General features: G+C 63.6%; 9 protein-coding genes. All 9 read left to right on the top strand.

Annotated features, from left to right (window positions below):
• Nucleotides 1-81: 81 nt before the first annotated feature.
• Nucleotides 82-2,931, top strand: coding sequence for an excinuclease ABC subunit UvrA (uvrA, locus tag BN3270_RS06715; RefSeq protein WP_058986364.1), 2,850 nt, complete (start codon nucleotides 82-84; stop codon nucleotides 2,929-2,931).
• Nucleotides 2,928-3,569, top strand: a complete 642-nt coding sequence (locus BN3270_RS06710; protein ID WP_058986363.1) for a hypothetical protein — start codon at nucleotides 2,928-2,930, stop codon at nucleotides 3,567-3,569. Before uvrA ends, BN3270_RS06710 begins: the two co-directional genes overlap by 4 nt.
• 18 nt (nucleotides 3,570-3,587) lie before the next feature.
• The gene (uvrC, locus tag BN3270_RS06705; RefSeq protein ID WP_058986362.1) at nucleotides 3,588-5,540 is read left to right on the top strand and encodes an excinuclease ABC subunit UvrC; all 1,953 of its coding nucleotides are present in this window, start codon (nucleotides 3,588-3,590) and stop codon (nucleotides 5,538-5,540) included.
• The gene (gene rapZ / locus BN3270_RS06700; protein WP_058986361.1) at nucleotides 5,530-6,492 is read left to right on the top strand and encodes an RNase adapter RapZ; all 963 of its coding nucleotides are present in this window, start codon (nucleotides 5,530-5,532) and stop codon (nucleotides 6,490-6,492) included. Before uvrC ends, rapZ begins: the two co-directional genes overlap by 11 nt.
• Nucleotide 6,493: 1 nt before the next feature.
• Nucleotides 6,494-7,609, top strand: a complete 1,116-nt coding sequence (locus tag BN3270_RS06695; protein ID WP_058986360.1) for a gluconeogenesis factor YvcK family protein — start codon at nucleotides 6,494-6,496, stop codon at nucleotides 7,607-7,609.
• Nucleotides 7,588-8,517, top strand: coding sequence for a DNA-binding protein WhiA (whiA, locus tag BN3270_RS06690; protein WP_058986359.1), 930 nt, complete (start codon nucleotides 7,588-7,590; stop codon nucleotides 8,515-8,517). The genes BN3270_RS06695 and whiA overlap by 22 nt, the downstream gene beginning before the upstream one ends.
• An 87-nt stretch (nucleotides 8,518-8,604) precedes the next feature.
• Complete coding sequence (gene gap, locus BN3270_RS06685) at nucleotides 8,605-9,612, top strand: type I glyceraldehyde-3-phosphate dehydrogenase (RefSeq protein ID WP_058986358.1); 1,008 nt, start codon at nucleotides 8,605-8,607, stop codon at nucleotides 9,610-9,612.
• Nucleotides 9,613-9,675: 63 nt separating this feature from the next.
• Nucleotides 9,676-10,866 (top strand): phosphoglycerate kinase, encoded by a 1,191-nt coding sequence (locus tag BN3270_RS06680; protein WP_058986357.1) that lies wholly within the window; start codon nucleotides 9,676-9,678, stop codon nucleotides 10,864-10,866.
• 1 nt (nucleotide 10,867) lies between these two features.
• Nucleotides 10,868-11,632 (top strand): triose-phosphate isomerase, encoded by a 765-nt coding sequence (tpiA, locus tag BN3270_RS06675; RefSeq protein WP_058986356.1) that lies wholly within the window; start codon nucleotides 10,868-10,870, stop codon nucleotides 11,630-11,632.
• Nucleotides 11,633-11,680: the final 48 nt, after the last annotated feature.

The raw sequence follows: 11,680 nt of genomic DNA, 5'->3' as shown, positions 1-11,680 counted from the left end.
GCAGGTGCGGGGGACTATGATGAACTACCGAATGCACCTATGCCGCTCCCTAACGGGGGCGTTATTTCGAAAGCGACACACATGGCTCAGGATTCCATCATCATCAAGGGCGCGCGCGAGCACAACCTGAAAGACGTCGACGTCACGATTCCTCGCGACAAGCTCGTCGTGATCACCGGTCTGTCCGGGTCGGGCAAGAGCTCCCTTGCCTTCGACACGATCTACGCCGAAGGGCAGCGTCGCTACGTGGAAAGCCTTTCGAGCTACGCCCGCATGTTCCTGGGGCAGATGAGCAAGCCCGACCTCGACAGCATCGATGGCCTGTCGCCGGCAGTGTCGATCGACCAGAAGACGACGAGCCGCAACCCGCGTTCGACGGTGGGCACGACCACCGAAATCTACGATTATCTGCGCCTCCTCTATGCGCGCGTGGGCGTTCCGCATTGCCCCGAATGCGGGCGCGAGATCAAAAAGCAGACCACCGACCAGGTCACCGACGAGATTCTCGGCTTGGGCGAGGGCGTGAAGGCCCTCGTGCTCGCGCCTATGGTCGTGGGCCGCAAGGGCGAGTTCGTCAAGCTTTTCGAAGACATTCGCCGCGAGGGCTTCGCCCGCGTGCGCGTCGACGGCGAAGTCATCCGCCTCGACGACCAAGAGCTCAAGCTCGACAAAAAGTTCAAGCACACCATCGAAGTCGTCGTCGACCGCGTGGTCATCAAGCGCGCCGCCGTCGACCGAATCGCTGAAGCGGTCGAAACCGCCACGCGCCTTGCCGAGGGCCGGGTGACCGTGCAGACAATCGAGGGGGATGCGGCGACCGACCATTCCTTCAGCCTGGCCCTTGCCTGTCCCGAACACGGCCATTCCATGGACGAACTGCAGCCCCGCGACTTCAGCTTCAACGCCCCGTACGGCGCCTGTCCCGACTGCGGCGGCTTGGGCGCCCGCGAAGAGGTCGACCCCGATCTGGTCATCCCCGATCCAACGCTCAGCTTGAACGAGGGCTGCGTGGCCCCCTTCACCACGGGCAACTATTATCCGCAGGTCTTGCGGGCGGTTGCCGAGCACCTGGGCTACGACGCCGACACGCCCTGGGAAGCGTTCTCCCGCAAGGCGCAGAAGGCCATGCTCTACGGGCTTCCCAAAAAGGAAAAGGTCCGCGTCGACTACGTCACCGTCGACGGTCGCGAAACCTATTGGTACATCGAATGGGAGGGTATCTGCAAGGCGGTCCAGTCACGTCTGGCGGATGCCAAAAGCGATCGTCAGCGGGAAAAGCTCGGCCAGTACTTCGCCGTCATCCCCTGTAAAACCTGCGGGGGCAAGCGCCTGAAGCCCGAGATCCTGGCGGTCACCGTCAACGGCAAGAGCATCATCGACGTCTGCGAGATGAGCGCTGCCGATTCTCTCGCCTTCTTCCAGAACCTCTCGTTTACCGGCGCCGCCGGCCAAATCGCCAACCCCATCGTCAAGGAGATTCGCGCGCGCCTCAAGTTCCTTGTCGACGTCGGCCTCGACTATCTTACGCTCGAGCGCGCCACGGCCACCCTGTCGGGCGGCGAGGCCCAACGCATCCGCTTGGCCACGCAGATCGGCGCCGGCCTCATGGGCGTGCTCTACATCCTCGACGAGCCGTCGATCGGCCTGCACCAGCGCGACAACGAGCGCCTCATCCAGACGATGGAGCGCTTGCGCGATTTGGGCAACACGGTGCTCGTGGTCGAGCACGACGAAGACACGATCCGCCATGCCGATTACGTGATCGACATGGGTCCCGGGGCTGGCGAGCACGGCGGCAGGGTCGTCGCAGCCGGAACGCCCGCACAGATCATGCAGGCGACCGGCTCGCTCACGGCGGACTACCTCACCGGTCGCCGCAAGATCGAGGTGCCCGCCAAGCGCCGCCATCCTCGCAAGGGCACGCTTGCGCTTACGGGCGCCCGTGAGAACAACCTGAAGAACGTGTCGATTTCCATTCCCCTCGGCACGCTCACCCTGGTGACCGGCGTGTCGGGTTCGGGCAAAAGCTCCCTGGTGACCGATACGCTCGCGCCGCTGCTCGCCAACAAGGTCAACCATGCCCATCGTCGGTGCGGCGCCTACGCGAAGATTCGCGGCGTCGACAAGATCGACAAGGTCGTCAACATCGACCAGAGCCCCATCGGCCGCACGCCGCGTTCGAACCCGGCTACGTACGTGGGCCTTTGGGACGATATCCGCAAGCTCATGGCCTCCACCCAGGAAGCCAAAGCACGCGGATACAACCCGGGGCGCTTCAGCTTCAACGTGTCGGGCGGTCGCTGCGAGGCCTGCAAGGGCGACGGCCAGGTGAAGATCGAGATGCACTTCCTTCCCGACATCTACGTTCCCTGCGAGGTCTGCGGAGGCAAACGCTACAATCGCGAAACCCTTCAGGTGACCTATCGGGGCAAGAACATGTACGACCTGCTCGAGATGACGGTCGACGAAGCCCTCGAATTCTTCTCCAACATCCCCTCGATCAAGCGCAAGCTGCAGACCCTCCACGACGTAGGGCTCGGCTACGTGCGTCTGGGCCAGCCGGCCACCACGCTTTCCGGCGGCGAAGCCCAGCGCGTCAAGCTGTCGAGCGAGCTTCAGCGCGTGCAAACGGGCAAGACCTTCTACATCCTCGACGAGCCCACGACGGGCTTGCATTTCGAAGACGTGCGCCAGCTGCTCGTCGTCTTGCAGCGCCTGGTCGACGCGGGCAACACGGTGCTCGTGATCGAGCACAACCTCGACGTGATCAAGAGCGCCGACTACATCATCGACTTGGGGCCTGAAGGCGGCGCGCGCGGGGGCACCGTCGTCTGCGCGGGCACGCCCGAAGTAGTCGCCGCCTGCCCAGAAAGCCATACGGGCCGCTTCTTGCGCGACATGCTCGGCCTGCCGAAGAAGGCACAGGCATGAACCAACAATCGCGCGAACGCATAGCCCTCGTCGTCTTCCTGCTCCTCGTAGTATCGGTGCTCGTCGCCGGCGTGGTCTACATTAACGTGGGGCACAAGTGGAACACCGCCGCCACGACGATCGACGAAGCCGCCGGCTCGCTCGATGGCTACACGGTCCTCGTCTACGATGGGCTCAAGGTGCCTCCCACCTTCGACGACAAGGCCGAAACCTCGCACCAAGTGACTTCGAAGGTGTCGCTCGCTTCCGCCTACGAAGCCAAGCATGCGAGCGTCATCACCTTGCATACGGGCGATTTGGGCTTCTATCGCGAGGGGGTCATCCTCAAGGCGGGGGACAAGCGCGTCGGCGTCTTTTCGGTCGCGACGCTCGAGGACGCGAGCCGCTACCAGAACACCGTGACCGCCCTGAAGGACCAGGGGGTCGACTACACGGTCTGCCTTGCCTGGGACGACTCCTTGCTCGTGGCCGCCCATGGCACGCGCGACATCGACGTTGTGGTCGACCTCGACCTCGACCCTGCGCGCGAGGGGTCGGTTTCGAGCGGCACCTATGAGGTTTCGGCCCCTCCCGTGGGCAAAATCGGATCGGTCCTCGTGTCGCCGACCAACGTGGTGTCCGACAAATCCACTTCCTAACCGGTCCCGAAAGGCGTTATGGCTGATCAAGACAAAATCGACCGCATCAAGCGCGAGCTCGACAAGGTGCCCACCGAACCGGGCGTCTACCTGTGGAAGGACAAGACGGGCCAGGTCATCTACGTGGGCAAGGCCAAGCAGCTGCGTGCCCGCATGCGCCAGTACGTCAACTTCCAGGACGATCGGGCGAAAATCCCCCTGCTCGTCGACCAGATCGATACCTTCGAGTACATCGTCGTCAACAACGAGTACGAAAGCCTCGTGCTTGAAAAGAACCTGATCAACCAGTACGCGCCCTTCTTCAACGCCGACTTCAAGGACGACAAGAGCTACCCCTTCATCGCGGTGACCGAATCCGACACCTTCCCGGCCATCAAGTTCACGCGCGAGAAGCACAAGAAGGGCACTTCCTATTTCGGGCCCTATACCGACAGCCGCGCCGCCCGCAACCTCATCGACATCACCCGCAAGGTGGTGCCCCTCTGTTCGGCGCGCTGCCCCGATTGGCGCCAGATGACGCGCGCCATCGTAAAGAAGGGCTACGACGCCTACGCGGCACAGCCGCACAAGCAGTGCTTCGACTGCCATGTGGGCATCGGACCGGGCGCCTGTTCGGGGGCGATCTCGCCTGAGGCCTACAAGGACAACGTCGAAAAGGTCAAGCGCTTCCTGCGCGGCAACCATCGGGAGTTCGTCGACGAGCTCACGTCCGACATGCAGGATGCGGCGGCCAATCTGGAATTCGAGCGCGCCGCCCGTTTGAAGGGCCGCATCGACCTGATCGGCAAGCTGGCCGACAAGCAGCATGCGGTGGTGTCGGGCGATATGAACGCCGACGTGATCGGTTTCTACCGCGAGGAAACGATTGCGGGCGTCCACGTGCTCATGGTGCGCGAAGGCCGCGTGATCAACGGCAACGAGTTCGTGCTCAACAAGGGCAAAGACGTGCCCGACACCGATCTCGTGCATAACTTCATGCTGCGCTACTACGACGCCACCACCTCGATTCCGCGTCAGGTGATCTGCGCCACCTTGCCCGAAGACGCGGCCTCTATGGAGGAATGGCTCACCAAGAAGCTCGACAACAAGTACGGCGCCCGCGTTCGCATCGTCGAGCCCGAGCGCGGTGAAAAGCACGATCTGCTCGAAATGGCCCAGGTCAACGCCCGCCATACCCTCATGCGCTACAAGGTGCGCACCAACTACGAAGACAAGCGCATCAACGAGGCCCTGCTCCAGCTGGAAAGCGCCCTTGCGCTCGACGCGCCCCCGCTGCGCATCGAGTGTTTCGACATATCGACCCTGCACGGCGCCTACACGGTGGCCTCTATGGTCGTCTTCACCGACGGCAAGCCCGACAAGAGCCAATACCGGCGCTTCAAGATCCGGGCCGACCTCGACGAGGCCAACGACTTCGTGAGCATGCAGGAAGTGCTCGGCCGCCGCTATGCGCCCGAACGCATGGCCGACCAACGGTTCGGCCGCAAGCCCGACCTGCTCATCCTCGACGGCGGCAAGCCCCAGCTTTCGGCGGCCATGGAACAGCTCGGCGAGATGGGCGTCGACATCCCCATGGCGGGCCTGGCCAAGCGCGACGAAGAGCTGTTTGTCCCCTGGCAGGAGGCGGGCCCCGTCGTCCTGCCCAGCGGCTCGGCCTCGCTCTACCTGGTCAAGCACGTGCGCGACGAATCCCACCGGTTTGCTATCACCTTCCACCGAGAGCTGCGCCAGAAGGGCATGACGGCGAGCATCTTAGACGAGGTCGAAGGCATCGGCCCCAAGCGCAAGAAGGCGCTCATCAAGCATTTCAAGAGCTTCAAGCGCCTGCGCGAAGCGTCGCTTGCGGACATCGTCGATGCCCATGTGGTGCCCGAAGCCGTGGCACGCGACGTGTACGCCGTGCTTGCGCAGTATAATGAGCTGCGAACCAACAGCGAAGATGATGCAACGGGGGATTCCGATGGCCGATAACGTCGAATCGCAAGAGCGCGCTACGCAGGAAGCGGCGCGCCCGTCCCAACCCGACCTGGTGATTATCACGGGCATGAGCGGCGCCGGTCGCACCGAAGCCATGCATACCTTCGAGGACCTGGGCTTTTTCTGCATCGACAACCTTCCTCCCTCGCTGCTCGTGTCGCTCGTCACGTCGGACAGTATCCCCGGCGGCACCGCCGACGGCCGTCGTCATCTCGCGGTGGTCTGCGACGCGCGCAACCGGTCCTACTTCCGCGAGCTCGCCCGCGAGCTGGTCAAGCTCAAGGCTCAGGGGATCACCTATCGCATCATCTTCATGGACGCGGCCGACGACGCCCTGCTCGCCCGTTACAAGGCCAGCCGTCGCCGCCATCCCATGTGTACCGACAACCATATGACCATCGCTCAGGGCATTCAAAAGGAACGGGCCATGCTCAGCGAGCTGCGCGAAATCGCCAACATGGTCATCGACACGACCGACCTGCGTCCCATCGAGCTGCGCCGCGCCATCGCCCGCGCCTTCGAGGGGGGCAGCGACCAAGAGGGGCTCGGGGTAATCGTCTACTCCTTCGGCTTCAAGCACGGCGCCGCCCGCGACGCCGACATCGTCATCGACGTCCGCTTCTTGCCCAACCCCTACTACGATCCCGACTTGCGTCACCTGACCGGCCTCGATGCCCCCGTGCGCGATTTCGTCATGGGCCGTCCTGAAACGCAGGAGTTCATGAAGCGGTGGAAGTCGCTGCTCGACTGCGTCATGCCCGGCTACGTTGCCGAAGGCAAGCAGCAGCTTGCCATCGCGGTGGGCTGCACAGGCGGCCAGCATCGTAGCGTGGCCATCGCCGAAGCCACGGGCGCCTACCTGAAAAACCAGGGCTATCGGGTCCACGTGAGCCATCGCGATCTTTCCCGCGCCGATATCGACAAGCACACCGAAGGGGGCCGCTAGCATGAACCCCGCATTCAAGCAGGATCCCTCCGCGACCACGTCTTTCTCGCGTATCAAAGACGCCCTGCCGGTCGTGGGCCGTTCCAAGCCGCTGCGCGCCGTCGTCATCGGCGGCGGCACGGGGGCGCCCGTGTCCATCAAGACCCTCGTTTCGCTGGGGGTCGAGACGTCGGCCGTCGTCGCCATGGCGGACGACGGAGGCTCGACCGGCAAGCTGCGCGCTCAGGCGAACGTGACCCCTCCGGGCGACGTGCGCAAGTGCCTGGTGGCGTTCGCGGCCGATCCCGACGATCCGCTTACCCAGGCATTCAAGTATCGTTTCGAATTCGCCGACAACCACACGCTCGGCAACCTCATGCTTTCGGCCCTCGAAGACGCGACGGGGTCTTTCCCCGAAGCGGTCCGCATTTGCGAGGGTCTCCTGCACGCCCAGGGACACGTGTACCCCTCGACGCTCGACAACATCGTCCTCTGCGGTGAAACGCGCGACGGACGTACGATCGAAGGCCAGGCCCTGCTCTCGCATTCCCGTACGGCCCTCAGACGCGTGTGGCTCAAGGGCCCCCATCTGGGCACGCCCTATCCCGAAGCCATCAAAGCCATCTGCGAGGCCGATCTCATCGTGCTGGGGCCGGGGTCGCTCTTCACCTCGATCATCCCCAACCTCCTCGTCCCGGGCGTGCTCGACGCCATCAGGTCGTCGCGAGCGAAGACCCTCTTCGTCTGCGGCCTGGCCGACATGCAGGGGGAGACCTGGGGGCTTTCGGCAGAAGAACACGTCCAGGCCCTGCAGGCCCACGGCATGCAGGGGCTGCTCGACTACGTCCTTATCAGCACGCCCATGCGCTTGCGGCCGGGCGGCTTCGAAGCGGGCAATTTCGCTTCGGTCGTCGAAGGCCCCGACGTGGCCGGCATTCCGCATGGCTGGGGCGAGGAAACGGGGCGCGTGCGGCCCGTTTCGGTCAGCTACGATGCCGTGCAGCGCATCCAGCGGTCGGGCCCCATGGTCATCACCAAAAACCTCGCAGACTCGCAGCATCCCACCTGGCACGACCCGGTGGCCCTGCGCGAAGCCTTTACGGGGGTGCTCAAGCTGTGTCGTTCACCGCAGATGTAAAAGAGGAGCTCTCGCGCGTCGAGCCGGTGTGCTCCCATTGCGAGCGCGCCACGCTTGCGGCGCTCGTGCATTTGGAAGGCTCTCTGCGCCTTACCGGCCAGGGGCGCATGTCGCTCGAGGTCGATACCGATTCGCCGAGCGTCGCCCGCCTTATGGTGAAGCTCCTCCACTCCATTTACGGCCTGCGCACGGAGCTTACCGTGCGACGGAGCGTCCTGCATAAAACGCCCAACTACCTCATTTCGGTTCCCATGCAGCGCGACCTGCCCGATGCCCTGCGCGATTTGGGCGTCCTTTCGGACGCCGGCCTCGATGCGGGTATCGATCCCGCTCTCGTGGCCAAGCGCTGTTGCCGAGCGGCTTACCTGCGTGGGGCCTTTCTGGCAAGCGGTTTCATCGCGAGCCCCAAGGGAGACTTCCACTTCGAGATCACCGTGCAGAACGAGCATCTGGCCCAGGACCTTTCGGCGCTCATGGACGAGGCGGGCGTGCATGCCAAGATCATGCAGCGCCGCAGCAACTACATCGTCTACATGAAGAGCGGTTCGTCGATTTCCGAATTTCTCGCCCTGGTAGGGGCCCATCAAAGCGCCCTGGCCATGGAAAACGTGCGCGTGATCAAAAGCGTGCGCAACGATGTCAACCGGCGCGTCAACGCCGAGCTCGCCAACCAGCAGAAGGCCAGCGACGCGAGCATCGAGCAGATCATGGCCATTCGCCGGGTGGTCGACAAGGTGGGGATGGACAACCTTCCGCCTGCCCTGCAAGAATTCATCCGCCTGCGCGTGGCCCACCCCGACGCCACCCTCAAAGAGCTCGGCCAATACGCCGACCCTCCGCTCTCTAAATCCGCCGTTTACCATCGCGTGCGGCGAATTGAAGAGCTTGACGGTCGAAGCAGCGAGTGAATGCGATAGACTTTTGTCTGTAAGCGGCGTCTTGCACGCCGCTGCATACGGCACAATTCTTTTTCCGTTCTCAGGGAAGGACAGAGTATGGCTACCAAGGTGGCAATCAACGGTTTCGGGCGCATCGGCCGTCTGGTGTTCCGCGCGATGTACGACGATCCCGAATTGGAGGTGGTAGCCGTCAACGACACCGGTGACAAGGGTATCAGCGCCCATCTTCTGAAGTACGACTCGGTGCAGGGTCGCTTCCCCTATGCCGTCGAGGTGAGCGACGACGGCTTCGTCGTCGACGGCACGCATGACGTCAAGGTCTTTTCCGACCGCAACCCCGAAGCGCTCCCCTGGGGCGAGCTCGGCGTCGACGTCGTCATCGAATCCACCGGCGTCTTCCGCACCGAAGAGGGCGCGGCCAAACATCTTGCAGCCGGCGCCAAGAAGGTCATCATCACCGCTCCCGCCAAGGGCGGCAACGTGAAGACGATCGTGATGGGCGTCAACGAGCAAGACTACGACCCCGCGACCGACAACATCGTTTCCAACGCTTCCTGCACCACCAACTGCCTTGCCCCGGTCTGCAAGGTCCTGCTCGCCAACTTCGGCATCGTGCGCGGCATGATGAACACCGTGCACGCCTTCACCAACGACCAGCGCGTGCTCGACGCCTCCCACAAGGACTACCGCCGCGCCCGCACGGCCACCTCGTCGATCATCCCCACCACCACGGGTGCCGCGAAGGCCGTGGCCCTGGTCCTTCCCGAACTTAAGGGCAAGCTCGACGGCATGTCGACCCGCGTTCCCGTCCCCGACGGCTCCATGGTCGACCTCACCTTCGAAACCGAGCGCCCCGTTACCGCCGATGAAATCAACGCAGCGATGAAGGCGGCAGCCGAAGGCGATATGGCCCGCTACATCCAGTATGAAACCGACCCGATCGTTTCCTGCGACATCGTGGGCAACGCGCACTCGTCGATCTTCGACGCCGGCACCACGATGGTTCTCGGCGGCGAGGGCACCCTGTGCAAGGTGCTTGCCTGGTACGACAACGAATGGGGCTACTCGAACCGCGTAGCCGACCTTGCCAAGATCCTGTTCTAGCATTTCGTTCGCTCGGCCGCCCGTATCGATCGATGCGGGCGGCTTTGCGTGGAAGGAGTTCTTTTGGCTTCCGTGAAGAAACTTCAGGATGCACCCGTAGAAGGCAAGCGCGTGCTCGTGCGCGTCGATTTCAACGTCCCCCTCGACGGCGACGTAGTTACCGACGACACCCGCATCCGCGCGGCTTTGCCCACCATTCAGTATCTCGTCGACCACAAGGCCAAGGTCGTGCTCATGAGCCATCTGGGTCGCCCGGCAGGGGAGGGATTCGAGGCGAAGTTCTCGCTTGCTCCCGCCGCTGCCCGCCTCGCCGAGCTCATCGACGCGCCCGTGTCCTTCGCGTCCGACACCGTGGGCCCCGAAGCCCACAAGCTCGTCGAAGCCTTGGGCGACGGCGAGATCGTCTTGCTTGAAAACCTTCGTTTCGACAAGGGCGAGAAGAAGAACGACGTGGCCTTCTGCGAGAAACTTGCCGAGCTTGGCGACCTGTACGTCAACGACGCCTTCGGCACTGCGCATCGCGCTCATGCCTCCACGGCGGGCGTGGCGGCCCTGCTACCCGCTTATGCCGGCTTTCTCATGCAGAAGGAAGTCGAAACCCTGTCGGGTATGCTCGAGAACCCGCGCCGTCCCTTCGTGGCTATTTTGGGCGGCTCGAAGGTGTCCGACAAGGTGGGGGTCATCGACGCCCTCATCGACAAGGCAGACACGATCATCATCGGCGGGGGCATGTGCTACACCTTCCTGCTCGCCCAGGGCAAGACGGTTGGCACGAGCCTGAAAGAAGAGGACTGGGTCGAGCGCGCCGCGCAGATGCTGGCCAAGGCCAAGGACAAGGGCGTCGAGATCCTGCTTCCCGTCGATACCGTCGTGGCCGACGCATTCGCGCCCGATGCCCGCACCGAAACGGTCTCGTGCGACGCCATTCCCGCTGATATGATGGGGCTCGACATCGGGCCCGAAACCGAAAAGCTCTACGCTGCGGCAATCGCCCAGGGCAAGACGGTCTTTTGGAACGGCCCTATGGGCGTGTTCGAAATGGATGCCTTCGCCCACGGCACCAAGGCGGTGGCCGAAGCCGTGGCCGCCAACACCGATGCCGCCACGATCATCGGCGGCGGCGATTCGGTGGCCGCGGTCAACAAGTTCGGCCTGGCCGACCAGATGACCTTCATCTCCACCGGCGGCGGCGCCTCGATGGAACTCGTGCAGGGGCTGCCTCTGCCGGGTGTGGTCGCTCTCGAGGAGGATTAGCATGCGCAAACCCATGATTGCCGGCAACTGGAAGATGAATAAAACCTGGTCGGAAGCCGTGGTGCTCGCCCAGGGGATCAGCAACCGCTACAAGAGCCAATGGGATGCGGTCGACGTGGTGCTCTGCCCGCCCACGGTCGACCTCAAGGCCGTTCACTCCGTGCTCGAATTCGACCGCAGCCCCATTCACGTGGGTGCCCAGAACGTCTTCTGGGAGCCTTCGGGTGCCTTCACGGGCGAGACGAGCGTGGCCATGCTCGACGAGGTGGGCGTTACCCACTGCATCGTCGGCCATTCCGAGCGACGCACCTATTTCGCCGAAACCGACGAGATGGTCAACAAGAAGGTTCTGGCGCTCGTTGCCGGCGGTCTGGTTCCCATCGTCTGCGTGGGGGAGAGCCTTGCCGTGCGCGATGCCGATACCTACCTCGATTTCGTCACCAAACAGGTGCACGCTGCACTCGCGGGGCTCGATTCCGAACAGGTGGCGAAATGCGTGGTGGCCTACGAGCCCATTTGGGCCATCGGCACCGGCCGTACCGCAACGCCTGAACAGGCCCAGGAAGTCTGTCAGGCCATTCGCTCGCAAGTCGCGGCCGATTTCGGCGCTGACGCGGCCGAGGCGGTGCGCGTCCTCTACGGTGGCTCGATGAAGCCGGAGAACGTCGACGGCCTCATCGCCGAGCCCGACATAGACGGCGGCCTCATCGGAGGGGCGGCTCTCAAGGCCGAATCCTTTGTCCAGCTCATCAAAGCATGCGTATAATGCATCGTGCGGGCGCCCCGGCGCCCGCTTTTCGTTTCACCGATCGAT

The organism is Hugonella massiliensis, from assembly GCA_001486445.1.
Classification (GTDB): Bacteria; Actinomycetota; Coriobacteriia; order Coriobacteriales; family Eggerthellaceae; genus Hugonella; species Hugonella massiliensis.
The sequence above is the reverse complement of the archived record's forward strand: the minus strand, read 5'-3'. Positions and strand labels throughout refer to the sequence as shown.